21 protein-coding genes are annotated in these 25,086 nt (G+C 75.4%); 13 read left to right on the top strand and 8 right to left on the bottom strand.

Annotated features, from left to right (window positions below):
• Positions 1-29 precede the first annotated feature (29 nt).
• The 5 genes from AC6JBM_RS07610 to AC6JBM_RS07590 all read left to right on the top strand — a co-directional run bounded on the left by AC6JBM_RS07610 (position 30) and on the right by AC6JBM_RS07590 (position 6,282).
• A complete protein-coding gene (locus AC6JBM_RS07610; RefSeq protein WP_497982882.1) occupies positions 30-944 on the top strand; it encodes an aminoglycoside phosphotransferase family protein in 915 nt (304 codons plus the stop codon).
• Between the two features lie 217 nt (positions 945-1,161).
• The gene (locus tag AC6JBM_RS07605) at positions 1,162-2,991 is read left to right on the top strand and encodes a hypothetical protein (RefSeq protein ID WP_497982881.1); all 1,830 of its coding nucleotides are present in this window, start codon (positions 1,162-1,164) and stop codon (positions 2,989-2,991) included.
• Positions 2,992-3,064: 73 nt separating this feature from the next.
• Positions 3,065-3,505, top strand: coding sequence for a MarR family winged helix-turn-helix transcriptional regulator (locus AC6JBM_RS07600; RefSeq protein WP_497982880.1), 441 nt, complete (start codon positions 3,065-3,067; stop codon positions 3,503-3,505).
• Between the two features lie 72 nt (positions 3,506-3,577).
• A complete protein-coding gene (locus AC6JBM_RS07595; protein WP_497982879.1) occupies positions 3,578-5,023 on the top strand; it encodes an MATE family efflux transporter in 1,446 nt (481 codons plus the stop codon).
• A gap of 56 nt (positions 5,024-5,079) precedes the next feature.
• Positions 5,080-6,282: an FAD-dependent monooxygenase gene (locus AC6JBM_RS07590; RefSeq protein ID WP_497982878.1), complete on the top strand. Its 1,203-nt coding sequence runs from the start codon at positions 5,080-5,082 to the stop codon at positions 6,280-6,282.
• A 16-nt stretch (positions 6,283-6,298) separates the two neighbouring features.
• Here the strand turns inward: AC6JBM_RS07590 and AC6JBM_RS07585 are convergent, their stop codons facing one another.
• Positions 6,299-7,051: a hypothetical protein gene (locus AC6JBM_RS07585; protein WP_497982877.1), complete on the bottom strand. Its 753-nt coding sequence runs from the start codon at positions 7,049-7,051 to the stop codon at positions 6,299-6,301.
• 65 nt (positions 7,052-7,116) lie between these two features.
• Complete coding sequence (locus AC6JBM_RS07580; protein WP_497982876.1) at positions 7,117-8,241, bottom strand: FAD-dependent oxidoreductase; 1,125 nt, start codon at positions 8,239-8,241, stop codon at positions 7,117-7,119.
• Positions 8,242-8,317: 76 nt separating this feature from the next.
• Between AC6JBM_RS07580 and AC6JBM_RS07575 the strand changes: the two genes are divergently transcribed.
• Genes AC6JBM_RS07575 through AC6JBM_RS07565 form a run of 3 tightly spaced genes read left to right on the top strand, consistent with a single transcriptional unit; the run spans position 8,318 to position 9,766 of the window.
• The gene (locus AC6JBM_RS07575) at positions 8,318-8,941 is read left to right on the top strand and encodes a TetR/AcrR family transcriptional regulator (protein ID WP_497982875.1); all 624 of its coding nucleotides are present in this window, start codon (positions 8,318-8,320) and stop codon (positions 8,939-8,941) included.
• Positions 8,942-8,999: 58 nt separating this feature from the next.
• On the top strand, positions 9,000-9,581 hold the full coding sequence (locus tag AC6JBM_RS07570; RefSeq protein WP_497982874.1) for a pyridoxamine 5'-phosphate oxidase family protein: 582 nt from the start codon (positions 9,000-9,002) through the stop codon (positions 9,579-9,581).
• Positions 9,578-9,766: an antitoxin gene (locus tag AC6JBM_RS07565; protein WP_433617612.1), complete on the top strand. Its 189-nt coding sequence runs from the start codon at positions 9,578-9,580 to the stop codon at positions 9,764-9,766. Before AC6JBM_RS07570 ends, AC6JBM_RS07565 begins: the two co-directional genes overlap by 4 nt.
• A 56-nt stretch (positions 9,767-9,822) precedes the next feature.
• On the opposite strand, the gene AC6JBM_RS07560 is transcribed toward AC6JBM_RS07565, so the two are convergent.
• Positions 9,823-11,184, bottom strand: coding sequence for an MFS transporter (locus tag AC6JBM_RS07560; protein WP_350610913.1), 1,362 nt, complete (start codon positions 11,182-11,184; stop codon positions 9,823-9,825).
• Between the two features lie 79 nt (positions 11,185-11,263).
• Here AC6JBM_RS07560 and AC6JBM_RS07555 point away from each other — a divergent pair, with 79 nt between their 5' ends.
• Entirely contained in the window at positions 11,264-13,798 is a 2,535-nt protein-coding gene (locus tag AC6JBM_RS07555; protein ID WP_497982873.1) for a helix-turn-helix transcriptional regulator, read from the top strand.
• A gap of 21 nt (positions 13,799-13,819) precedes the next feature.
• Here the strand turns inward: AC6JBM_RS07555 and AC6JBM_RS07550 are convergent, their stop codons facing one another.
• A complete protein-coding gene (locus AC6JBM_RS07550; RefSeq protein ID WP_497982872.1) occupies positions 13,820-14,956 on the bottom strand; it encodes an FAD-dependent oxidoreductase in 1,137 nt (378 codons plus the stop codon).
• Between the two features lie 24 nt (positions 14,957-14,980).
• Here AC6JBM_RS07550 and AC6JBM_RS07545 point away from each other — a divergent pair, with 24 nt between their 5' ends.
• The 4 genes from AC6JBM_RS07545 to AC6JBM_RS07530 all read left to right on the top strand — a co-directional run bounded on the left by AC6JBM_RS07545 (position 14,981) and on the right by AC6JBM_RS07530 (position 18,625).
• Complete coding sequence (locus tag AC6JBM_RS07545) at positions 14,981-15,715, top strand: TetR/AcrR family transcriptional regulator C-terminal domain-containing protein (protein ID WP_497982871.1); 735 nt, start codon at positions 14,981-14,983, stop codon at positions 15,713-15,715.
• The gene (locus AC6JBM_RS07540) at positions 15,712-16,281 is read left to right on the top strand and encodes a hypothetical protein (RefSeq protein WP_497982870.1); all 570 of its coding nucleotides are present in this window, start codon (positions 15,712-15,714) and stop codon (positions 16,279-16,281) included. Before AC6JBM_RS07545 ends, AC6JBM_RS07540 begins: the two co-directional genes overlap by 4 nt.
• Positions 16,282-16,660: 379 nt before the next feature.
• On the top strand, positions 16,661-17,923 hold the full coding sequence (locus tag AC6JBM_RS07535) for a hypothetical protein (protein ID WP_497982869.1): 1,263 nt from the start codon (positions 16,661-16,663) through the stop codon (positions 17,921-17,923).
• Between the two features lie 60 nt (positions 17,924-17,983).
• On the top strand, positions 17,984-18,625 hold the full coding sequence (locus AC6JBM_RS07530; RefSeq protein ID WP_497986432.1) for an SIMPL domain-containing protein: 642 nt from the start codon (positions 17,984-17,986) through the stop codon (positions 18,623-18,625).
• A gap of 14 nt (positions 18,626-18,639) precedes the next feature.
• Here the strand turns inward: AC6JBM_RS07530 and AC6JBM_RS07525 are convergent, their stop codons facing one another.
• Genes AC6JBM_RS07525 through AC6JBM_RS07510 form a run of 4 tightly spaced genes read right to left on the bottom strand, consistent with a single transcriptional unit; the run spans position 18,640 to position 25,086 of the window.
• The gene (locus AC6JBM_RS07525) at positions 18,640-20,559 is read right to left on the bottom strand and encodes a response regulator (RefSeq protein WP_497982868.1); all 1,920 of its coding nucleotides are present in this window, start codon (positions 20,557-20,559) and stop codon (positions 18,640-18,642) included.
• Entirely contained in the window at positions 20,541-21,605 is a 1,065-nt protein-coding gene (cheB, locus tag AC6JBM_RS07520; protein ID WP_497982867.1) for a chemotaxis-specific protein-glutamate methyltransferase CheB, read from the bottom strand. The genes AC6JBM_RS07525 and cheB overlap by 19 nt, the downstream gene beginning before the upstream one ends.
• The gene (locus AC6JBM_RS07515) at positions 21,602-23,614 is read right to left on the bottom strand and encodes a hybrid sensor histidine kinase/response regulator (protein ID WP_497982866.1); all 2,013 of its coding nucleotides are present in this window, start codon (positions 23,612-23,614) and stop codon (positions 21,602-21,604) included. Before AC6JBM_RS07515 ends, cheB begins: the two co-directional genes overlap by 4 nt.
• Positions 23,611-25,086 carry a HAMP domain-containing methyl-accepting chemotaxis protein gene (locus tag AC6JBM_RS07510; RefSeq protein WP_497982865.1) on the bottom strand — a complete coding sequence of 492 codons (1,476 nt, stop codon included), beginning with the start codon at positions 25,084-25,086 and terminating at the stop codon, positions 23,611-23,613. Before AC6JBM_RS07510 ends, AC6JBM_RS07515 begins: the two co-directional genes overlap by 4 nt.

Here is a 25,086-nt window from a genome sequence, read left to right as displayed (position 1 = left end):
CGCGCGGTGCGGTGCTTTATCGTTCAGGCATGAGCAGGGCCGTCGATGTCCCCGAGGTCGTGCGGCGCAAGGCGGTCGCGGCCGGGGCGCGGGACTGGCTCGCGGGGCTGCCGGGGCTGCTCGCCGCGCTGGAGCGGGAGTGGGGGCTGCGGCTCGGGCCGGTGTACGACGGCGGCACCGAGGCGTTCGTGGTGGCGGCCGACCTGGCGGACGGGGCCGGGGCGGTGCTCAAGCTGCTCGTCCCGCGGCCCGGGGACCACGCGCGGCACGAGGCCACGGTGCTGCGCCTGGCGGGCGGCGACGGGTGCGTGCGGCTGCTGCGCGCGGACGAGGGCCGCGGGGCGCTGCTGATCGAGCGGCTCGGTCCGGCGTTGTCCGATCTGGCGGTACCGCTGCCGCAGCGTCTGGACATCCTGACCGAGGCCGCCGCGCGGGTGTGGCGCCCGGCGCCCGGCGCGGACCTGCCCACGGGGCGGTGGAAGGCGGGGTGGCTGGCCGCGTGCATCGAGGCCGCCTGGGAGCGCACCGGCCGGCCGTGCCCGGAGCGGACCGTCGCGCACGCCCTGGCCTGCTGCGAGCGGCGCGGCGCGGCCCACGACGACGAGCGCGCCGTGCTGGTGCACGGCGACGTGCACCAGTGGAACGCGCTGCGGGCGCCCGGCGGCGGCTTCCGGCTCGTCGACCCGGACGGGCTGCTGGCCGACGCGGAGTACGACCTCGGCATCCTCCTGCGCGAGGACCCCGAGGAGCTCCTCACCGCCGCCGATCCCCGGGCCCGGGCGCGCCGGCTCGCCCGCCGCACCGGCCGCGACGAGGTCGCGATCTGGGAGTGGGGCAACGCCGAGCGCGTCTCGACCGGCCTGCTGCTGACGGAGATCGGCCTGGAGCCGGTCGCGACGCACATGCTGGCCGCCGCGAACCGCATCGCCGCCGAATTCACCTGATTCAGCTGGTTCGATACGCACAACCGGTCCGCCGCAGGCCGGGGCGGTACTCGTTCGGTGCACCCCGCAGCGCCCGGGCGGTCGCACACCGTGTGCGGGGCCGGGCGGGAGGGCTACCCCGTTCGATGGATGCGCGGCATTTCCCGCTACCCGCAGTGATCGCCGAGCGCACGATGGCGGGGTCAGCATTTCCCACTCGTTCGGAGCCTCGACGTCGATGCCCGCGAACCGGATGCCGCGGCACGCTGCGCAGCGCACCCTGCGCCGGCACGCCGCCCATCACCTGGAAGCCGGCCCCGGCGATCGCGCCGAGGCGCCCGCACTGCTCGGCCCACGCGGCGAGCGGGTCGACCCGGCCGCCCTGCTCGACCGCCGCGGCGAGCGCCTCTGGCTGCTCACCACCCCGGGCCCGGCCGGCCCGCGGCCCCTGCCGTGGCTGCTGCGCGCGGCCTGGCGCCGGGCCGCCGCCGACCCGGCCGCCGCCCAGCGCCCCGTGTACGTCGATCTCGCGAAGGTCGCCGCCGACGGGCCGGTGACGGCCGACGTCGTGCTGGCCGCGATCACCGCGGCGGAGGCGACCGAGCACGGCTACCTGGTCCTGCTCGACGGCCTCGACGAGGCGGGCGGCGCGGTCCGGGCCGCGGTCGCCGGGCTGATCGGCCCCTTGACGCGCGAGGCCCCCGCCTCGACGGTGGTCACGCTCTCCCACGCCGAGCCGGTCCCCGGTTTCCACATTCCGGCGGTCGTACTGCCCGTCGCGGGCGAGCCCGCCTCCGCCGGACGGGGCGGCTGGGACACCCTGGCCGACCGCCTCCGCAGCCAGCGCCCCTGGCCCGCGGCCTTGATGAGCGAGGCCGTCGGCGCCGCGAAGGCCGCCCCGGAGACGCTGCGCTGGCGGATCATCGACGACCTGTCCGCGCTGACCGACCGCCGGCTGCTGTTCCGGGCGGCCCTGTCGGCGGGCGCGTGCGACGACGACGGGGTGCGCCGCGCGGCCCGCATCGAGATCGAGTCGCTGGCCGGCGCCCCGCCCGCCGCGCGCGACCCGCGCTGGCTGTCGCGCCTGCTCACCCTCCTGCCGCTGCTGGACGCGGGCGGCCAGTGCGACGACCCCGGCCACGAGGCGCCGCCGGTGGGCGACGTGCTGCGCCGGCTGGCCGCGACGGGCGGCCCGGGCTCGGCCGCGCTCACCCTGCTGGCCCGCCGCGACCCCGCCGCGGCGGTGGCGGTGGCCGAGGAGTCCGGCGACCCGCTCGACTTCGACGCGGTGGCCCGGGCCGCGGACGATCCGCCGGTCCTGCACACGGTCCTCGGCCGCTGCGAGCATCACCCGTCGTGGCCGACGGCGCTGGTCCACCGGGCCCAGCTCGACCGCGGCGTGGCCACCGCCCTGCTCGCCGGGCGCGACCACGACCGCAGCACCCTGGCCGGGCGGTGGCTTGCGTTCCGGATGACGAGCGGCACCGCGTACGGCCGGCTCCTCGACGACGTGCTGAGCCGCCCGTGGACCTGGCCGCCGCACACCGCCCCGCTGCTCATGACCCTGGCCCAGGTCCGCCCGCCGGCCACGACCGCCCCGATCGTGCTGGCCGCGCTGCCCGGCGCCGCCGTGGGCGCGGTCGCCGCGGCCCTGGTCGTGCTCACCGCCGGCCGCCTCGCCGGGGACCACGTGGGCCCCCTGACCGCGACGGCCGCGATCCTGGCCGGCCTCGCGGCGGCGGTCCTGCTGCTGGGGCGCCGCCTGCGCCGGTGGCACACGACGCTGCCGGGCGCGGGCGAGGCCCCGGCCCCGGTGCGCCGCGAGCACGTCCTGGCCGGCGTGCTGAACCTGGCCGGGCGCCGGCTGGCTCCGCTGCTGCCGGGGGCGTACACCCTGCACGACCCGCTGCGCCGCGCGTGCATCCGGGCCGGCGTGCCGGAGGTGGAGATCGCGCACCTGCTGCGCGCCCTCGCCGCGCGCCGGGCGCTGCTGGCGGACACGGCCGCGCCGGCGGTGCCGGAGCAGCAGGCCCTGCACCGCGCCGAGCAGCGCGAACGGCAGAACTGACCGTGCCCGGCGTCACCCACCACCAACAGTTAGAGCGTTGACAGTTAGAACTCTAATCTTTAGAGTTCAAACCATGGACGCACCGAGGCTCACCACCACGCTCGACCTGCTGCACTGGATCGGCTGGGCGCAGCAGAAGGCCGGCGAGGAGTGGATCCGCGAGCGCGAGCTCAGCTTCGCCCAGGCCTTCGCGCTCGGATACCTCGTGCAGAACCCCGGGGCGATCCAGCGCGACCTGCAGAAGATGACGCGCACGAGCGCGGCGAGCGTGTCGAGCCTCCTGCAGGGGCTGGAGCGCCGCGCGCTCGTCGAGCGCCGGACCGAGGGCGGCGACGAGCGCAGCAAGCGCGTCTACGCCACGCCGGCCGGCGCCGAGCTCATCGCCGGCTTCGACACCGCGATGGCGGCCACCGAGGAGACCATCCTCGCCCCGCTGGACCAGGCCGAGCGCGACGCCCTGCACGCCCTGCTGACCAAGATCACCTCGGTCCTGCCGCAGCCCACGCGCGACTAGACCCCGTTCACCCACCACGCGCCGGCCCGAGGGGTCGCCGCGCGATCACGCCTGCCCTGGAAAGGAGCCGTCATGACCACCACGACCCTCGGCACTCCCGTGGCGGCCGACGCCGTAGGAACCAACCGCTGGTACCTCTCCGCCGCCCCCATCGCCCGCGCCCTCGTCCACCTCTGCGTGCCGATGGCCGCCGCGATGATCGTCAGCGCCGTCTACAACGTCATCAACGCCGGCTTCATCGGCTCCCTGCACGACACCGCCCTGCTCGCCGCGGTCACCCTCGGCTCCCCGCTGCTCGGCCTGGTCATGGCGGTCGGCGGCGTCTTCGGCGTCGGCGGCGGCGCACTGATGTCCCGGCTGCTCGGCGCGGCCGAGCACGACCCCGCGAAGGCCGCCGGCATCCGGCACGTCTCGTCGTTCGCCGTGTGGGGCTCCGCGATCGCCGGCGCCGTCTTCGGCGGCCTCGGGCTGCTCCTGCTGCACCCGCTCGTGGCACTGCTCGGCGCCGACCCGGCGTCGGCCGCGGCGACCAGGGACTTCGTCGCCGTCCTGCTCGTCTTCGTGCCCGTCCTCGCCGCCGCGTTCTGCCTCGAGCAACTGGTCCGCGCCGAGGGCGCCGCCCGCACCGCCATGATCGGCCTGATCGCCTCGACGATCGGCAACCTGGTCTTCGACGTGCTGTTCATCCTCGTGCTGCACTGGGGTGTCGCCGGCGCCGCCCTGGCCACGGGCCTGGCGAACCTCGTCACGGTGGTGTACTTCGCCGTCTGGCTGCACCGCCACAGCGAGCACGTGAGCCTCGCCCCGCGCTGGTTCACCCTCTCCCCGGCGGTCCTCAAGCCGGTCTTCGGCGTCGGCGTCGGCGAGCTGCTGCAGTCCGCCTTCCTGATCGTCACCAGCCTGGTGCTCAACCGCCTCGCGGTCGCCTACGGCGACGGCCCCCTCGCGGCCATGGGCGTCGCGGTGCGCATCGCCCAGGTGCCGGAGTTCCTCGTCATGGGCGTCACGATCGGCGTCCTGCCGCTGCTGGCCTACGCCTACGGCAAGGGCGACCGGGACCGCCTCAACGCCGCCCTGCGCGGCTCCGCGATCACCGTCGGCGTCGTGGTGCTGGTCTTCTCCACCGCCGCGTTCGCCTTCCGCGAGCAGCTCTTCACCGCTTTCGTGGCCGACCGCTCGGTCCTGCGCATCGGCGTCACGATCCTCATGGCCCAGCTCGTCGCGATGATCGTCAACGGCTTTCGCGGCCTCATCACGTCGCTGTTCCAGGCGACGGGCCGCTCCTTCCCCGCGATCGTCATGTCCACCGCCCAGGGCGTGCTGTTCATCCCGATCGTGCTGCTGGGCAACCTGTGGTTCGGGCTGCCGGGCATCATCTGGGCCCTCACCGTCACCGAGATCATCGTCTTCCTGACCGGCGGGGTGCTCTGGCTGACGTCGCGCCGCGCGATCGACCGGGGCCTGGCGCAGGGCAGCCCGGAGCGGGCCGAGGCGGCCCTGGAGCAGGCCGAGGCCTGACATCTCCCGTCAACGTAGGTTGACGGAGGCCGGGGCGTCAAGCTAGGTTGACAACCATGTCGCCTCAGCCTGACGCATCCGTCCCTGACGTGGTCGTCGCCGGCGCCGGGCCGACGGGCCTGATGCTCGCCGGAGACCTCGCCGCCGCGGGTGCCCGCACGGTCGTGCTCGACCGCAATGCCGGGCCGGTCCGGATCCCGAAGGGCAACGGCGTCGTCGGCCGGGCCGTGCTGGAGCTGCGGCGGCGGGGGCTCCTGCGGGGCACCGGGCTGCGGGTGGTGCGGCCACCGCGGTTCCGCTTCGGCCCGTTCACCCTCCGGCTCGGCCTGCTGCGCGGCCCGCTCCACGTGCTCCCGGTGCCGCAGCACCGGCTGGAAGGCCTGCTGGAGGAGCGCGCCGTGCGCCTCGGCGCCACGGTCCTGCGCGGGCACGAGGTCACCGGGTTCGAGCAGGACGGCGACGGCGTGACCGTCCGGGCCGCCGCCGGAGGCTCGCCCGCCGAGCTGCGCGCGCGGTACCTCGTGGGGTGCGACGGCGCACGGAGCTTCGTACGCAAGCGCCTCGGCATCGGCTTCCCCGGCGTCACCAGCGCCGGCATCTCCCGGCTGGCCCGCGTCACCATCCCCGCGGGCGCGGTGACCCGGGCCGGCGATCACCTCGAGCTGCGCGGGATCGGCCGGCTCGAGTCCTTCCGGCCCAGCCGGACCGCGCACGGGTCGATCACCATCGCCCCCGCCGACGCGCTCGACCGCTCCGCGCCGGATGACCTGTACATCGTCAGCACGCACGAACCGCGCGGCGACAGCGAGCCGACCGACGAGCTCGGCGACGAGGAGCTGCGGGCGAGCCTTCGCCGCGTCCTGGGTGCCGAGCTGCCGTACACGACGGCCGTTGCCGCCAGGAGCGTCGTGGCGAACAGCCGGCACGCGGAGCGGTACCGCGAAGGCCGGGTCTTCCTCGCCGGCGACGCCGCGCACATCTTCAGCGCCGGCGGCTCGGCCATCAACGCCGGCCTGCTCGACGCCGTCGCCCTGGGCAGGGTGCTCGCCACGGCACTGTGCGGCGCGGCGCCGCAGGCCGGGCTCGATGCCTACGGGTCGCAGCGGCACGCCGCCGCGCAACGGACGCTCGCGCTCACGCGCCTGCAGGTCGCGCTCGAAGCCGGCGACGAGACCGGCGAGGCCCTGCGCGACGTGCTCGGCGAGCTGCTGCGCGACCGCGCCACCGCCCGCCGGATCGCGACGCTCATCGAGGGCTGACCCGGCTCAGTCCGGCTCAGCCGCCTGGTGGAGCAATGTATTGCCCCTTGGCCCGCAGTTCCTGGGCCGCCCACCGCTGGATGGGTCCCGGCCAGTCCCGCCAGGAGATGAGCGTCAGCCTCACCCGCGAGTTCGGCTTGTCGATCGCCGCCAGCGCCCGGATGCATCGCCGGGCGTCGGGCAGACCCCCGTCCGCGTATGCGAACTGTCCGACCAGGCTTTCCAGGAGCTCCGCGGCGTCGTCGTACCTGAGCCGCCCCAGCGCGTCGATGAGGTGCCCGGGGCGGGGCGGCCTGGCATCCGACTCGAGCACCTCGCACAGCACGGCAGCGACGTCGGCGAGCTCGGCGGCGGCCTGCTGGACGACCGCGTCGAGCTCCTCCCACCGTGCCTCGCCCGCGAGCCTCCGCACCGTGGAGTGCGCCGCATCAGCGGACTCCGGCACCGACCGGTCGAAGGGCCGCGGGCCGTACACCTCACAGGGCGGCTTTCCCCATTCGCCGGCGTTCCAGGGAACGTTCCGCCACGGCGGCGCGATCCTGCCGGCCGCGATCAGGGCACGGGACTCGCGATCGTTGCGGTAGGCGAGCGGAATCACGGTCAGCGGCAGCGCCTCGCCCGTCGACCGGGATCGCGCGGACTCCGGCCGGGTCGCGTCCCGAGGACCGGGGCCGTCGGCCATCCACGCCGTCAGCGCCACCTCGCAGTCGCCCCACTTGGTGCTGATCAGGACCAGCACATCGTCCAGGTCACACCCGTCACCGGCCATGAACCGGCAGCATACGTTCGAGGCACGTCACTGGGCGCCGCCGGCTCGAGTTCGGGCCGCCCGGGTCACGCCGCGGCGGGGGTGCGGCGGTCCTGGACGAACGACAGGACCCGGGCGCCGGCGTTGCGCGCGGCCAGGCCGAGGCGCGTCTTCGGGACCACCAGCGCCGCCGCCCGCCCCGCGCCGCGGATCTTCGCGTCCGTGCGCGCCCGGTGCTCGGCCTCGTAGCGGCGCAGGCCCGCGGCGAGGTCGTCGCCGGCGGTGGCGAGCGCCGCGGCGAGGGAGTGGGCGCCGGCCATGGCCAGGCTCGAGCCGTCGCCGAAGAGGGAGACACAGGACGCGGCGTCCCCGGTCAGCGTGATGCGCCCCCGCGTCCATTCCGGCAGGTGTACCCGGCTGACGCTGTCGAAGTACAGATCGGCGCCCGGAAGCTTCGCGAGCAGCTCCGGCACCCGCCAGCCGGCGCCCGCGTAGGCCTCGGCCACGATCCGGCGGTGCGCGCCGGTGTCGCGGTGGTCGAGGCCGGGGCGGGCCGGGCCGCGGAAGATGAAGGCGACCAGGGCCTCGCCGCGGGACGGGTGGATCGACACGACGCGGCCCGGCTCGTTGTAGAGCAGCGCGTGCCTCGGGTCGTCGGCGGGCTCGCCCAGGGGCAGGGTCGCGACCCACACGCCGAGGTGGCGGACCAGCTCCGGCTCGGGGCCGAACGCCAGGCGCCGTACGGCCGAGTGCAGGCCGTCGGCGCCGATCACCAGGTCGAAGCGTTCGGGGGCGCCGCGCTCGAAGGTCACGTGCACGCCCGGCCCGTCCGGCTCCAGGGCGGTGACCGCGTCGTCGAAGCGGAAGTCCGCGCGGTCCCGCGCCGCCTCGAAGAGGGTCGCGGCCAGGTCGGCGCGCGGGATCTCCAGGGCGCCCTCCTCGGTCTGCATGGGCAGCCGGGCGATGGTGCGGCCGGCGGCGTCGACGACGCGCATGCCGTCGGCGTGGGTGGCGCGCTCGCGCAGGGCCGCCAGCACGCCCATCTCGCGGGCGACGGGGAGGGCCGGGCCGCGCACGTCGACGGGGTTGCCGCTGGAGCGCTGGCCGCTCGCACGCTCCACGACGGTGACCCGCAGGCCGTGCCGGGCGAGCCAGTAGGCGGCGGTGGTGCCGGCCACGCCGGCGCCGGAGACGAGAACCGAAGGCATCATGCGAACGACGATATCCGCACTCAGTGCAAGTTTGCAATGAGTGCCAACTAACATTCGGTGCGATATGATCGCCCGCATGTCGTTGCGGGAGCTGAAGCGTGCCCGGACCCGGCAGGCGCTCGTGACCGCCGCCGCGGACCTGTTCGAGCGCGACGGCTACGAGCAGACGACGATCGCCGACATCGCGGCCGCGGCCGAGGTCGGGACGCGGACCTTCTTCGGGTACTTCGCGACCAAGGAGGACCTGCTCTTCCCCGAGACCGACAGCCGGCTGCGGGCCGCGATCGACGCGATCGCCGGGCGCGGGCCGCACGACACGCCCGCGCAGGTGCTGCTGCGCGCCCTGTCGATCGTCGGCGACGACAGCGACGACCTCTCCGGGCGCCTGGCGGCCCTGCGGCTGCGGTTCATCGCCGAGGTCCCGTCGGTGCGCGGCCGGGCCCTGCAGACCCAGTCCGACGTGCAGCAGGAGATCGCGCGGCGGCTCGCCGAGGCGTTCCCGGAGGAGCTGGACCCGGTCACCTCCGCGGCCCTCGTCGGCGCGTTCGTCGGGGCCGTCACCGGCGCGCTGCAGGTCCTGCTGCGCGACCGGCCGAGCGACCCGGGCAGCGTCCAGGAGGCGGTCGAGCGGGCCACCGCGGTCGCACTGCGTCCCTGGGTCGGACACGATGTGCGACCAGGAGGTGCCCCCGGCGTGTAACCCTGCGCTGATGGGTGGCGATCACGGACTCACGGCCGGCTCAGCCGGCGAACGGCTGATGCAGGAGCGGGCAGGCACGGTGGAGCGGGCCGAACGCTTCTACCGCCAGCAGGTGCTGCCCGCGCTCAACGAGCGGATGGTTGAGTTCGTCGGGCGGCAGGAGATGATGTTCGTCTCCACCGCCGACGCGCTCGGGCACTGCGACTGCACGTTGCGGGCCGGGCCTGCCGGCTTCGTGAGCGTGCTCGCGCCGGGGCGGCTGGCCTGGCCGGAGTACCGCGGCAACGGCGTCATGGCCAGCGTCGGCAACCTCGTCGAGAACCCGAACGTCGGGCTGCTCTTCGTGGACTTCTTCCAGGACGTGATCGGCCTGCACGTCAACGGGCACGCGACAGTGGTCCCCGACGGCGAGATGCGCCGGGACCACCCCCAGCTGCCCGTCGACCAGGTGCCGGGGCGGCGGCCCGAGCGCTGGGTGAACGTGTTCGTCGAGGAGGCGTACATCCACTGCGCCAAGCACATCCCCCGGCTGCGCAAACTCACCGCCGAGGACCGCGCGTGGGGGACCGACGACATGCGGCGCAAGGGCGGGGACTTCTTCGGCGCGGCGGCCGCGATGTTGGGTACGGTGGGGCGATGAACAGCTTCTTCGACAAGGTCAAGGACCTCGCCGACCAGCACGACGAGAAGGTCGACCAGGCGCTGGACAAGATCGGTGACGTCGTCGACGACAAGACCGGCAACAAGTACAGCGACCACATCGACAAGGGCGTCGACTTCGCCCAGGAGCACACGGGCCAGGGCAACACCACCGAGCAGCACTGACCTTTCCCCCGCCGCGAGGGCCTCGGCGGCGCGCCGAGGCCCGAGAGCGTGGGGCCTCAGCGGCGGGGCAGCAGCCGCACCAGGGCCACCAGCGCCAGCTCGAGGACCACCAGCGCGACCATGCTCGCGCGGAAGCCCTCGGTGATCGTGGCGGCGCGGTAGAACACGATCCCGATCAGCGCCACGCCGACCGCGTTGCCGGTCTGGTTGACGGTGCTGAGCACGCCCGCCGCCGAGCCGGTGTGCTCCGCCGGCACGGCCGACAGCGCGAGCGTCGTCAGCGGCGCGAGGGCGAGCCCCATCCCGAGCCCCTCCAGCGCCAGCCCCGGCAGCAGCCACCCGAGCCCGGCCCCGGCCGCGAGCGCCATCGCGCCCAGCCCGGCCGCCATCACCAGCGCGCCCACCGCGACCGTCGCCCGGCCCAGCCGCGCCGCGACCCGGTGCGCGTTGAGGGACGTGAGCAGGTATCCGGCGCCGACGGCCATGAACACCGTCCCGGACGCCAGCGCCGACAGGCCGCGCCCCGACTGCAGGTACAGGGCCAGCACCAGGAAGAACGAGGCCTGCCCCATCCAGAACGCCTGCACCGCGACGAGCCCGGCGCCGAACGAGCGGCCGCGCAGGAGCCGCGGGTCGACGAGGGGCTGCGCACGGTACCGCTGCGAGCGCACGAAGACCGCGAACAGCACGGCCGCGAGGGCCAGGCTCGCCCACGTCCACGCCGGCCAGCCCCGCGGCGGCCCCTGGATGAGCGGCAGGACCAGCGCCACCAGCGCCGCCGTCACCAGCGCGGCCCCGGCCAGGTCGAGCCGGGTGCCGCGGCCCCGCGACTCCGGCACCGAGCGCAGCAGCACCAGCGCGGCGAGCCCGACCGGCAGGTTGATCAGGAAGCACGCCCGCCAGCCCAGGCCGAACAGGTCCGCCCGGATCAGCAGGCCGCCGACGACCTGGCCGAACACGGCACCCAGGCCGAGGGTGAGGGCGTAGCGCGCGAAGGCCCGCGGCTGGGCCGGCGCCGGGACCGCCGTGCGCAGGATCGCCAGGGTCTGCGGCATGAGCAGGGCCGCGCCCGCGCCCTGCAGCACCCGCCCGGCGACCAGCGCCCCGGCCACCGGCGCCAGCCCGCACAGCACCGACGCGGCGGTGAACACGATCAGGCCCGCCGCCAGCATCCGGCGCCGGCCGAAGAGGTCGCCGAGCCGGCCGCCGGTGATCAGCCCGGCCGCGAGGGCCAGCCCGAACCCGGCCACCACCCACTGCAGGGCGGCGGGACCGGCCCGCAGGTCGTGCTGGATCGCCGGCATCGCCACGTTGACGATGAAGAAGTCCAGCGCGGTCAGGAACGTCACGGTGAGCAGGGCGGGGAGCACTGCGGGCGGCCGGTGGCCGATCGCCGGCGCGGTCACGGTCGTGGTCATGCCGCCGACGCTAGGGATTCGCGCGCCCCGCGGAATCGGCATCGCTTAGGTATCCGGTACCGGCGGTAGGGTCGGACCCGTGCTGATCGGCCGGTCCCAGGAGCAGGCGCGGCTGCGTGCCCTCGCCGAGGCGGCCCGCGACGGAGCCGGCGGCGCCCTGGTGCTGCGCGGCGGCCCGGGCATCGGCAAGACCGCGCTGCTGGAGTGGGCCGCCGGGCTGCCGTTCGCGACGGTACTGCGCGCCGCCGGCGCCGAGTTCGAGGCCGACCTGCCCTTCGCCGGCCTGAGCCAGCTCCTGCGCCCGGTGCTGGACCGCCTGGACCGGCTGCCCGGCCCGCAGCGCGACGCGCTCGCGGGCGCCTTCGGCCTCGGCCCGGCCCGCGAGGCCGACCGGCTGCTCGTCGGCTCCGCGGTGCTGTCCCTGCTGTCGGCGGCCGACGGCCCGGTCCTCTGCCTGGTCGACGACGCCCAGTGGCTGGACTCGGTGTCGGCGGACGCGTTGCGGTTCGCCGCCCGCCGCCTCGGCACCGAGGGCGTCGTGATCCTCTTCGCCGCCCGCGCCCTGGACGCCGTAGGCGTCGCCGTGCTCGACGTCGAGGGGCTCGCGCCGCCCGACGCCGAACGGCTGCTCGAGGCGGGGCTCGATCCGGCCGTACGACATCGGCTCCTGACCGAGGCCGAAGGCAACCCCCTGGCCCTGCTCGAGCTGCCCCGCACCGCGGCCCCGCACGCCGGCCCGCTGCCCGAGCGGCTGCGCGAGGCGTTCCACGGCCAGGTCGCCGCCCTGCCCCCGGCCACCCGGGCGGCCCTGCTCGCGGCCGCGGCCGAGGACTCCGGCGACCTCGCGCTCGTGCTGCGCGCCGTCACCGCCGAGGACCTGCGCCCGGCCGAGGAGGCGCGGCTGGTCGAGATCGCCGGCGGCCGCGTGCGGTTCCGGCACCCGCTCGTGCGCGCCGCCGTCTACCACGGCGCGGCCCTGGCCGAGCGGGTCGCCGCGCACCGGGCCCTGGCCGCGGCGCTCACCGGCCCCGAGCACGCCGACCGCCGCGCCTGGCACCGCGCCGCGGCCGCCACCGGCCCCGACGACGAGGTCGCCGCGGCCCTCGAAGACAGCGCGGACAAGGCCCGGGAGCGCGGCGGCTACGGGGCGGCCACGGCCGCGTACGAGCGCGCCGCCGAGCTCAGCACCACCCCGCCGGAGCAGGCCCGGCGGCTGCTGCTCGCCGCCGAGAACGGCCTGCGGGCGGGCGCCCCCGCCACCGCGGTCCGGCTCGCCGAGCGGGCCGGCGGCCTCGACCAGCGGCCCGAGTTCCTGGCCCGCGTCGGCTGGGTCGAGGGCCACGCGTGGTTCGGGCAGGGCGACTTCCGGGCCGCGTACGACCTGATCTCCTACGGGGGCGCCTTCCGCCACGCGCTGCACGCGGCCTGGTACCTCGGCGAACCCACGCTCGGCGAGTGCCTCGACCACCTCGCCCGCCTCGACGGCGACCCGGCCGCCCGGTACCTCGTCGCCGCCGCGCGCGGGCGGCCCCGCCCCCTGGCCGAGGTCGCCGGCCGCCGGACCGCGCTCGACCCCGCCGTGGCGGTCCGGGACCTCGTCGAGCTGTGCGGGTTCGGGTACGTCGCCGGCCAGGACGCCGACGCCTGCGAGCTCGCCGCGGCCCTGGCCGGCCGGTGCCGCGCCGAGGGCCTGGCCGGGCTGCTGCCGGCGCTGCTGTTCTTCCAGGCCGAGGGCGAGCTGTTCGCGGGGCGGCACCGCGACGCCGCGGTCAGCGTGGCCGAGGGCCTGGACCTGGCCCGCGAGACGGTGTGGGTCAGTCAGCTCTCGGCGGTGCGCGCCCTGCTCGCGGCGCTGGCCGGCGACGCCCCGGCGTGCCGGGCCGCGGCCGCCGACGCCCTGGCCGCGGCCGCCCCGGGCTCGCAGGCGGCCGGGCACGGCTGGGCCCAGTGGGCGCTCGCGCTGCTGGACCTGGGCGAGGGCCGGCCCGAGGAGGCGGCCGCGCGCCTGCTGCCGCTGCCGCCGCACCAGGTGGTCGCGGTCCGCTCGATCCCGGATCTCGCGGAGGCCGCGGTGCGGGCCGGGACACCGTCCACAGTGGAGCCGTTCCTGCCGCGCCTGGCCGCGTTCGCCGACCGCACCGGTTCCGTGTGGGGGCAGGCGGCCCTGGCGCGCTGCCGGGCGCTGGTGTCCGGGGACGAGCACGAGTACCGGCTGGCGCTGAAGTTCCCCCTGTCCGGCTTCGACCACGCGCGCACCGCGCTGGCCTACGGCGAGTGGCTGCGCCGGGCCCGCCGCAAGGCCGACGCCCGCCGGGTGCTGCACCAGGCGCTGGAGACCTTCGACCGGCTCGGCGCCCGCCCCTGGTCCGCGCGGGCCCGCGGCGAGCTCACGGCCACGGGCCTGCCGGCCTCGCCCGGGCGCCCGGAGCCGGCGGCGGCCCGGCTCACGCCGCAGGAGCTGCAGATCGCCCGGCTGGCCGCGCGGGGCCTGTCGAACCGGGACATCGCCGCGCAGCTCTTCCTGAGCCCGAAGACCGTCGCCTACCACCTCTACAAGGCGTACCCGAAGCTCGGCGTGGCCGCCCGCACCGACCTGGCGGCCCTGTCCCTGTAGCACTCGCCGCGCCGTCGTTCGTCACGGCGACGGCTCGGCGGGCTCCGGCGTGAAGAAGCGGACGATGTCCTCGGCCGCGGTCGGGGACAGCATCATGGCCTGGACCCGGGCCGACATCTCGGCGATCGGGTGGATGCGGTCGAACATCGCCGCCTCGTACGCCCGGATCGCCGCGCCGGGGTCGCCGGGGGCCGCGGCCAGGGCGGCGCCGAGCTCGGCGGCGTCGAGCATGGCCTGGTTGGCACCCTCCCCGACCGGCGGCATGAGGTGCGCGGCGTCGCCGATGAGGGTGAGGCCCGGCCGGTGGGCCCAGCGGGTCCCGGCCGGCATCACCTCGATCCCGCGCGGGGTCGGCGGGCCGTCGCCGGCCTCGATGAGCGCGGTGAGGCGGGGGTTCCAGCCGTCGAACAGCTCCAGCAGGGCACGCTTGTCGCGGTAGGCGCCGGCGGGGCGGCCGCCGGCGGGCAGGGAGATCCCGACGCGGATGCTGCCGTCGCCGAGGCGCTGCGCGGCCAGGATCCGGCTCACCCCGATGCACCAGAGGTTCCCGGGGCCGACCAGGTCGGCGAGGTCCGGGTGGCGGCGGTCGGCGTCGGCGATGGTGAGCTCCGCCAGGGTGGCCACGTGGGACAGCGGCGCGTCGGTCAGCAGCGACCGGACGACCGAGCGCGCACCGTCGGCGCCGACGAGGACGTCGCAGGCGGCATCATCGCCGGCACCGTGACCGTCCTCGAACGTCAGCCCGAAGCCGCCGCCGGGTCGCGGGGTCGCCGCGACGAGCCGGTGCCCCCACCGGACCGTGCCGGCGGGGAGGGCATCGAGCAGCAGGTCGCGCAGCACGCGGCGGTCGATCTCGGGGCGTCCGGCGAACGAGCCGGGTTCGGGCCTGTGGTGCACGAGGGTGTGCCCGGCCGGGTCGAGGATGCGGTGCTCCTCGCCCTCCGGGCGCGCCCCGGACCGGAACTCGCCGGTGAGACCCGCCTCGTCGAGGGCTCGCTGCCCGGACTCCGGGTGCAGGTCGAGCAGGCCGCCCTGGGGCCGCGCGGATCGGCTCTCCTCGCGCTCGTACACCACCGCGCCGATGCCGTGCCGGTGCAGGATTCGGGCCAGTGTCAGCCCGCCGAGGCCCCCACCGGCGATCGCGATTCGCATCGTCATCCCCCTTAGCGTACGCTGTACCTTATGGATACACCGTACGGTAGCGCACCGCTGCCCGTCTGGGAACGCCCCGAGCCCCAGCCGCGGGCGGCACCGGTGCCGCTGAGCCGCGCGAAGATCGCCGCCGCGGCGATCCGGCTCGCCGACGAGCACGGCCTCGACGGGCTGTCGGTGCGCAGGCTCGCCAAGGAGCTCGGCGTCGGCCCGATGCGGCTGTACGACTACGTGACCAACCGCTCCGAGCTGCTCGACCTGATGGTCGACGCCGTGTACGCCCAGATCGCCCAGATAGCCGAGGCCGGCCCGCCGCCCGGATGGCGCGCCGCGGTGCTGGCCGTCGTGCACCGCACGCGCGACGCCGCGCTCGAGCACGAGTGGTTCGCCGACCTGCTCGGCGCCCGGCCGCACCTGGGACCGCACGCGCTCGCCGTGGGCGAGTCGACCGCGGCGGCGCTCGCCCAGTCCCCCGCCGTGCACGGCATCGACGATCTCCAGCGGGCCCTGGGCGCCCTCAACGCGTTCATCGTCGGAGCGCTGCGCCGGGAGATCACCGAGCGGCGCACCGCCCGCGCGACCGGCACCGACGTGGCCGCCTGGCAGGCCGCCCTCGGGCCCTACCTGACCCGCATGCTCGAGACCGGCCGCTACCCGACCATCGCCCGGCTCGTCGTCGACGGCGCCCACCTCAACGCCGAGGAGACCTTCCACCACAACCTGACCACGGTGCTGGACGGCATCACCGGCCATCCCCGCACATGACCCGCGGCCGGCTCCACGACCGGGACGCCGGCCACCGGCGGCCGCACGTGCTGAACAACCTGGCGGTCCCGATGGACCTGGTGCTGGAGCACGACCGCGCCACCGGGACGACGCAGCGGATCATCTACCGGCGGGACCGCGACGAGCTGCTGACCCTGGCCGCCGACCCGGACCCGGCGTTGCGGCGGGTCGCCGCCGGGTGTCACCAGCTGCCACTGGACATCCGGGCCGCGCTGCCGAGCGACCCGGACCTCGACGTCGCGCTGCTCGCACCGGCGAGCAGCAGCGTCACGGCCGAGCAGGTGCGCGCCTTCGCTGCCCGGCACGGGCCACGGGTGTTCACGCCGGGGGCCGCTCACCCGTGCTGCCGCCCGGCGTCCTGCTCGCCATCGCCGAGGACCCGCGCAGCTCGCCGGCGGCCGTGGCGGAGGTCGGCTGGCACGAGGCGCCCCGGCCGCGGCGCTGCGGATCTGCTCGCGGATCCCGGCGAGCGCCGGGGCGCTGGCGTCGAACCCGGCGACGCCGCCGGACGTCCGGGCCGGGCCGGCCACCCACCCCGACCCTGAGGTGGTGCTGGAGCTGTGCGGCAATCCGAGCCTGCCGCCGGACGCGGTGTGGCGCATCCTGCAAACCCGACGAGGCGCACTCCTGGGCCCGCACCACCGGCCGACGCCCTGGCCGGTCGACAAGACGATCGCGTCCGTCGCCTGGAACAGGGACGTGAGGAGACCGCGGAAATGCCGGTGGGGCAAGACCAGCGCCACGGGCACCGACGGTGATACCGACCGGCTTCTGGGCACCGCCCCGGGCGAGGACCGGCGGTTGGCATCCCCGTACCGGGGGCGCTGTGGTCCTCCGGGACGCCGACCATCGCGTGGCGCTGACTGGGTTCTGCCGCCGAGGCGTGGGCGACACCCGGCCGTCCCCGACGCCCATACTGTCGGCATGGCGAAGGCGAACACGGCAACGCCGACGAGAGCCCCCTTGCGCAGCGTTGACACGGTCAAGATTCCGGTAGCCGTAACCGCCGCCCTGCCCCACGAGATTGGGCGTTGGCCCACTGTGACGGACCTGCGCGAGGCGACTCCGCGTGTCACTACGACGTGGAGGCAGCTGCTACTGGCAAGCGTCGAGGTAGGGCGCCCGCTGCCCGTGCACCATCTCCTGCAATCTCCTTTCGCTCGAGCCGAGACGGCCGTGCGCGTCAATTCGCTCACAGCACTGCTGGCCCGCACGGTCGACGCGGCCGGAACACCGGTCGCAGTGCTCAGCGAGTGGGCCCTTGCCGGCGCCGACAGTTCCGAACTGGGTGCCGCCAGCTACCGACTCGGCATGGCTGCTACGCATTGGCTCTGGCGGCACCAACTCGGCATGTCCGGTACGGATCACGTGAGTTTGAAGTTCCCGGCCGCACATCCGATCAGGGGCAGGGGTGGACTGCAGGCGGACCTATGGGGTTTGCAGACCTGGCCTGGGCCGCCGATGCCCTGGCTCATCGAGGCGAAGGGAACGGCCGGGCGTCGGGTTCGCGACGAGACCCGGAAGAAGGCTGTTCAGCAACTTACAGCCGCAATGCGCCGTGGGTTAGGCGGACCACACGGACAACTGCTCGTTTGCACGGCCGCCGATCCCCTTGTTCATATTGTCGCAGACATGACCGCGGCAAATCTCCCCGCCTCGGCGAAAGATCCGTCTCTTTGGCCGCTGTCTGAGGCTGCCGAGCCAACGCCTCAGCGGCGCGGCGACGCCTTCCTCCGCAGACTGCTGGTAGGAGCGATGCTGCTGCAAAGCCCCACGCGAGGAGTGTCGCTACCCGTCGGCGCTGCGCGGGTGGCTCACATTCCAGACGCCGACGTCGCCGTCGGCCTCCTGCACACACCCGCGGACGTTGTCATGCGGCAACTGAGGCTTGTGAGGCGATGGCTGACGCGCGCCGGGGCGCGGACCATGGAGAGCGATGAGACACAGCAGCGCGCATTGGTCGAACACGTCATCGCACACGAGCGTGAATTTGGCTACCAAGAACTGGAAGCGTTGGCGGGCCCTGATTGGGAAGGCTTGAGTGAGAGGATTGGGGGCATGGCCCTGTTTGATGAGGGTGGCGATGGATGGGAGTCAGGTGCCGCGCTGAATGACGCCGGCATTGTTCTCACCCTCGGACCCTCCTGGCAGGAGCCCGGCTTCGGCGACCTGCAAACGCTGAGTTAGAGCCCTGAGAGCGGCGCGCGGGGCGGCGGCGGGGCGGGCGATCTGGTTGGATCGGTGGTCATGCAGATGGTGGAGCACCCCTGGGGCATTACCGCGTTCGGCGCCGCGAGCGTCAAGGCCGTCCCCGACATCGTGCGCGTCCGGTTCAAGATCGTGCGGGTGGAGCAGGCCCCCGCCGGCGCGTTCGAGGCCGCCCGCGCCGCCGTGCGGGCCGTGCGCGGGGCGCTGCGCGAGCATGGGATCGCCGACGCGGCGGTCGAGGGTTCGCGGCTGGATCTCAAGACGGAGCACGAGTACAGCGGCGGGTCGCGCACGTTCGTCGGGTACCAGTGCCAGGCCGCCTTCGCGATCGAGTCCGGCGCGCTGGACGACGTCGAGGCGCTGCTGGTCGACGTCGTCGCGGCCGGCGCCAACGAGATCGAGGGCGTCGACTTCGACGTCGTCGCCAAGCGCGAGCTGCGCGCCGAGGCCCGGCGCCAGGCCGTCGCCGCGGCGCGTGCCAAGGCCGGGCTCTACGCCGAGGCCGCCGGCGTTCGCCTCGGCGCCGTCCTGCACATCGAGGACGTGGACCCGGAGCAGCAGGCCGCCGGGCGCTACCGGGGCCACGCCCAGGCCGCCGCGACGACGGCCCAGGACCTCGCCCCGGGCCACATCGTCGTGTCCGCGGCGGTGGTACTCGGCTACGCCGTGGCCCGCGACTGACCGGATGCCGCCCGTCAGGCGGCGAGGGTGAAGGAGAAGGTCGCGCCGCGGCCGGGCTCGCTCTCGGCCCAGATCCGGCCGCCGTGGCGGTCGATGATGCGCTGCACCGTCGTCAGGCCGATGCCCGTGCCCGGGAACTCCGCGGCGTCGTGCAGGCGGCCGAAGGGCCGGAACAGCTCCTCCGCCCGGTCCGCCGCGAACCCCGCCCCGTTGTCGCGCACGTAGAAGACCCCGCCGTCGCAGCCGATCGAGATCGCCGGGTCCGGGGTGCGCGAGGTGAACTTCCAGGCGTTGCCCACCAGGTTCGCGTAGACCGCGCGCACGAGGTCGCCGTCGCAGGCGGCCGTCATCGGCGAGGCCACCGTGACGCGCACGGTGCGGGCGGGGTCGCGCTGGCGCAGCTCGTCGACCACGTCCAGGGCCAGGGCCGCCAGGTCGACGGTGCCGCGCTGGATCTGGCCCCGGTTCGCGCGCGCGAGCTGCAGCAGCGACTCGATCAGCGCGTTCATCCGGGTGGCGGCGCCGTGGATGCGCATCAGCTGCGCCGCCGTCTGCTCGTCGGCCTCCTCGGCCAGCAGCTCGCTGTAGCTCAGGATCGTCTGCAGGGGCGAGCGCAGGTCGTGCGAGACCGAGCCGCTGAACGCCTCCAGCTCGCGGTTGCGCCACTCGAGCTCCTCGACCAGCTCCGCGCGAGCCTCGGCGAAGCGGCGGGCCGCGCGCTCCTCGGCCGCCTCCATCTCGCGGCGCACGAGCTCGTCGCGGATGCGGCGGTTCTGCTCGTGCAGGTGCTGGCGGCGCAGGTGGGCCCGGACGTGGGCGCGCAGGCTGCCGGTGCCGTCGGCCCGGCGCACGTAGTCGTCGGCCCCGGCCGCGAGGCACTCCAGGAGCACGTCGTCGTGGCCGACGATGATGACCGGCATGTCGCGCAGGCCCGGCACGGCCCGGATGCGGTCGCACAGCTCGCGGCCGTCGATCTCGGGCAGGTGCAGGTCGATGACGGTACAGTCGGCCGGCTGCACGGCCAGCATCGCGAGGGCGTCGTCGGCGCAGCGGGCCAGCACCGCCTCGAAGCCGTCCTCGTGCAGCAGGGTCGTCATCGTCTCCAGGTAGTGGCTGTCGGCGTCGACGAGCAGGACCCGGGCCGGGCGCACGGCGCCGGCGTCGGGCAGCGGCAGGGCGGCGGCGCTCTTGCGCAGCACCGCGGCGAGCTTGGCCAGCACGACCGCGAGGTCCTCCTGCTTGCGCACGAACGCGTCGGCGCCGGCCTCGAGGATCTGCAGCTCGGTGGTGTAGTCGTCGGAGGCGGTCAGCAGCAGGCACGGCACGTTGCGCAGGGTCGCGTCGAGGCGGGCGCGGCGGATGACGGTGGCGCCGTCGATGCCGGGCAGCACGCCGTCGACGATGATCGCGTCGGGCCGGCGGACCCCGGCCACGCGCAGCCCCTCCTCGCCGCTGGCCGCCGTCACCACCTCGTAGCCGCCGTCGGCGAGATGCCGGCGCAGCAGCTCGCGGAAGGTGCGGCTGTCGTCGATGACGAGCACGAGGCGGCGGTTGCCGGCCACGGGCCCGTGGCGCAGCAGGTCGCGGGCGCGGGCGACGACCACGGCCGCGTCGTAGGGCTTGCCGACGTAGTCGTCGGCGCCGGTGCGCAGGCCGCGCAGCCGCTCGCGCACCTCGGCCTCGGTGGACAGCAGCAGCACGACCGCGTCGCCGTGGCGGGGGTGGGCGCGCAGCCGCCGCAGCAGGTCGACCCCGTCGCCGTCGGGCAGGCGCACGTCGAGCACGGCGACGTCGAACTGCTCGGACTCCAGGGCGTCGACGGCCTCGCCGAGCCGGGCGCACAGCACGGTGTGGAAGCCGTCGTCCTCGAAGGCCTCGTGCAGGTCCATGCGCACGGTGAGGCTGTCGTCGACGATCAGGACGGTGTTCGCCACGCGGGCCTCCTGTCCGAAGGCCGCTCGCCCAGCGCGGCGAGGCGGGCCCCGATCTGCTCCGGCGGCAGGGTCTCCGCGGCGGCGCCGAGCGCGGCGGCCTCGCGCGGCATGCCGTACACCACGCAGCTCGCCGCGTCCTGCGCGAACGTCATCGCCCCGGCCCGGCGCAGCGCGAGCAGGCCGCCGGCGCCGTCGCGGCCCATCCCGGTGAGCAGGCACCCGGCCGCGGCGCGCCCGAGGTCCGCGGCCGCGGACTCGAAGAGCGTGTCGACGCAGGGGCGGCAGGAGTGCCGGGGCGGGGCCGCGCTCAGGTGCAGGTGCCCGCCGCGCACGAGCAGGTGCAGGTCGGGCGGGGCCATCGTGACCCGCCCGCCCAGCGCGCCGAGCGCCTCGCCGCCCCGGGCGTAGCCGACGACGTGCCCGGTCTGCTCGGCCAGCCAGCCGGTGAACGCCTGCGCGAAGGACTCGTTGGCCGACAGGTGCTGGACGTACAGCACCGGCACCGCGAACCCGGCCGGCAACGCCCGCAGCAGCCGCACGATCGCCCCGGGGCCGCCGGTCGACGCGCCGATGAGCACCGCGCGCACCGCGGCCGGCTCGGGCCGGGCGGCCACCGGCGGGGCGGGCGGGGCCCCGCCCAGGCGCTTGGTGACCACGCGGATGCGGGAGACGACCTTGACCGCGGTGCGCAGCCGCTGCGGCCAGGTGTCGTCGGTGGCGTCGCCGCGCGGCTTCTCCAGCACGTCGACGGCCCCGGCGGCGAGCGCGTCGTAGGTGGTGAACAGCTCGCGGCGGTCGGCGGAGCACACCACAAGGATCGGCGTCGGGGCGAGCGCCATGATCTGCTCGGTGGCGGCCAGCCCGGTCATCACCGGCAGCATCACGTCCATGGTGATCACGTCCGGCCGCAGCCGCCGGCAGAGCTCGACCGCCTGGGCGCCGTCGGTGGCCTCGCCCACGATCTCGAAGCCGGCGGCGCGCGTGAGGGCCTCGCGCAGGCAGTGCCGTACCGTGGCGGAATCCTCGACGACGAGCACCCTGATCATGCCGGTGCCCCCGCGAGATCGCGGATGTGGCCGAGGAGCTCCTCCTGGTCGAACTCGCTCTTGACCATGTAGGCGGCGGCCCCGGCGGCCAGCCCGCGCCGGCGGTCCTCGGCCGTGGCCCGCGAGCTGACCAGGATCGCGGGCACCTCGCGCTGCTCCGGGTCGGCCCGGGTGAGCTCGACGAACGCGAAGCCGTCGAGGCCGGGCATGTCGATGTCGACGAGGAACAGCGCGTACCGCCGCTGCCGGGCCCGTTCCAGCGCCTCCTCGGCGGAGGCGGCCAGCTCCACGCGGTACCCCGCGGACTCCAGGATGCTGCGCTCGAGCATCCGGGTGGTGAGCGAGTCGTCGACGACGAGGATCGGCGCGACCTCCCGCGGCGCCTCGCCGGCCCCCTCGGCGCCGTTCGCGGCGGGCGGGGGCGCGACGCTGCCGGCGGCCCCGGCCGAGGCGGCCAGGCCGGCCGGGTCGAGCACGATGCGCGGGTTGCCCTCGGCGTCGATCGACACCCCGCCGACGACCGCGGCCGCCGGGGCCAGCTCCGGCAGCGGCCGCACGACCAGCGTCGAGGTGCCCAGCAGCCGGTCCGCGCCGACCGCGAAGACGTCCTCGGCGGCGGCGAGCACGACCGCGACGGCCCCGCTCCCGGCCACGGGCGGCACCCCGGGCGCGAGCACCCGGGCCAGCGGCAGGAACGGCAGCACGCGCCCGTCGTGGGCGAGGGCCCCGGCCGCGGCGGCCGCGGACGCCTCCACCTCGGGCAGCAGCACGCAGGTGCGCACCGCGTCCAGCGGCAGCGCGGCGAGGACCCCGCCGGCCCGCAGCACGAGCCCGGAGAGCGAGACGAGCGCGAGCGGCACCGTGAGCTCGACGGTCGTGCCCTGGCCGGGCTCGGTGCTCACCGACACCTCGCCGCCGAGGCGCTCGGCGACGTCGCGGACCGCGTCGAGCCCGATGCCGCGGCCGGAGACGCCGGTGACCCGCTCGGAGGTGGAGATGCCGCCCTGCATGAGCAGCCGCATGAGCTCGCGCACGTCGGCGCCGGCCCGGACCAGCCCGCGGCGCTCGGCCTGGCGGCGCACCGCCTCGAGGTCGAAGCCGCGGCCGTCGTCGCGGCACCGGAACGCGGCGAACCGGCCGCGGCGGCGGACCTCGACGCTGACCCGGCCCTGGGGCGCCTTGCCGGCCGCGACGCGCTCGGCCTCGGGCTCCACGCCGTGGCTGACCGCGTTGCGGACCACGTGCAGCAGGGCGTTGCCGGCCTGGGAGAGCACGTGCGGGTCGAGGCGCACGTCGCCGCCGTGGCTGTCGAACAGCACCGTCTTGCCCTCGGTGTTCGCGACGTCGTACACGGCCCGGTGCAGGGTCGTCAGGACGGTCGCGGCGGGGACCAGGCGCAGGCGCTCGGCCCGGCCGCGGATGTCGTCGAGCTCGCGGGCGACCTGCTCGACGGTCGCGGTGAGGCGGCGGCCGAGCGTCGTGAGCCCGGCGGCGATCGAGCCGGCGGCGGGGCCGCCCCGCTCGCCGCGCAGCTGCTCGGCGAGGCCCTCGGCGGTGCGCCGGACGCGTTCGAGGGCCGCGGTGTGGGTGCGCAGCGGGGCGAAGCGGGCGTGGGCCTCGTCGACCGCCTCGAGCAGGTCGTCCACGTCCGCGGTGGTCTCACGCTCGGGTTCAGGCGATACTTCGGACCTTTCCGGAACGTCGGGCTGCTCGAGGTCCGCCACGGCCGACGTCATCGCATCGGTCAGCCGCAGCAACGCGGGAACGTCCGGCGAGCCGGCCTCGCGGAAGGGCATGAGCAGCTCTTCGAACGCGTGCGCGAGATCGGCCAGCCCGGTCTGGCGCACCACCCGGGCCGCGCCCTTGAGCGTGTGCGCGTGGCGCAGCAGCACGGCCACCGGTTCCGGGTCCCCGGCGCCGCCCTGCAGGTCGAGCACGCCCTGCGCGAGCTGATCGACGAGCTCGCGGGCCTCGATCCGGAAGTACCGCAGCGGATCCTTGTCCGTCATGCGCGGTTGTCCGCCGTCACGAGCCGCAGCAGGGTCGTGGACAGGCCGGTCAGGTGCGAGGCGGTCTGGCGGGTCTGCACCGCGCTCGTCTCGCTCTCCTGCGTCACCCGGGCGGTGTCGGTGACCGCCACGTTGACCTGCTCGACCGCGGTCGCCTGCTGCTTGGTGGACAGCTCGATCTCGCGCGCCGACTCCGTGGTCGAGGCCACCAGGTCGGCGATCTGCTGGAACGACGCGGTGACGGCGTCGAACTGCCGGGCGCCGGCGTCGACCGCCTTGGCCCCGGTCTCGGTCGCCATCACGGTGGTGTTGACCGCGCCCCGGACGTCGTCGATGAGCGCGCGGATCTCCTTGGCGGAGCCGGCCGTACGGTCGGCCAGCTTGCGGATCTCGTCGGCCACGACCGCGAACCGCCGCCCCCACTCCCCCGCCCCGGACGCCTCGATGGTCGCGTTGATGGCCAGGATGTTGGTCTGCTCGGCGAGCTCGGAGACCAGGTCGACCACGCCGCCGATCTGCTGCGAGCGCTGCCCGAGCTCGAGCATGTGCTGCACGATGAGGTCGACCTGGCGGCGGATCGCGGCGATCGAGGCCCGGGCGTCCTCGATCGTGGAGTCGCCGGAGCCGGCCGCGGCCGCGGTGTCCTCGGCGATCTTCGCCACCCGCTGCGCGCCCTCGGCGATCTGCCGGGAGGTGATGAGCAGCTCCTCGATCGTCGTGGTGATCTCGCTCATCGCGGTCGCCTGCTCGCGGGCGCCGGTCGCCTGGGCCCCGGCCGACGCCTCCAGCTGGGCCGAGGAGCTGCGGATGTGCCCGACGGTCCCGGCCACCTGGCGCTTGAGCGCACGGGCGAGCAGCAGCCCGCTCACGATGCCGAAGCCGACGGAGAGCGCGGCGAGGGCGATCACGACCCCTATGGAGACGGCGGCGCGGGTCGAGGCCGCGTCCTGGCGGGTGCGCAGGTCCTGGTTGAGCAGCGTGACGAGCGAGGTGATCTCGCGGTCGAGGGTGTCGCGCTGCGGCACGACGCTGTTCTCGAACGCGGCGCTGATCTCCTCCAGGTCGGCGCCGGGCTGGTCCCGGCGGGTGATCACGCCCTGCAGCGCGTCCTGGTGGCGCTGCTCGCCCTCCACCGCCTGGTCGAGCAGGTCCCGCTCCCCGGCGCTGGCCAGCACCTCGCGGACCCGCCCGGCAGCGGCGGAGAACTGGCCCCGCGCTGCGCTGATCTGCTGGGCGTAGCGCTGGTCGCCGGTGAGCAGGTACGCGCGCCCCGCGCTGCTCTTGGCCTCGACGGCGGTCCGCAGCTCCTGCGCCGCGGCGAGGCCCTTCACGCCGACGTCGATGACCTCGTCCTTGCCCGCCACCACGGTGCTCAGCGCCCAGACGGTCACCAGCCCGGTGATCAGCGTCAGCCCCGCGGCGACGACGAATCCCAAGCCGAGGCGCTGCCCGTACGTCCACTGTCGTGCCAT

It is taken from the genome of Dactylosporangium thailandense (assembly GCF_059739745.1).
The sequence above is the reverse complement of the archived record's forward strand: the minus strand, read 5'-3'. Positions and strand labels throughout refer to the sequence as shown.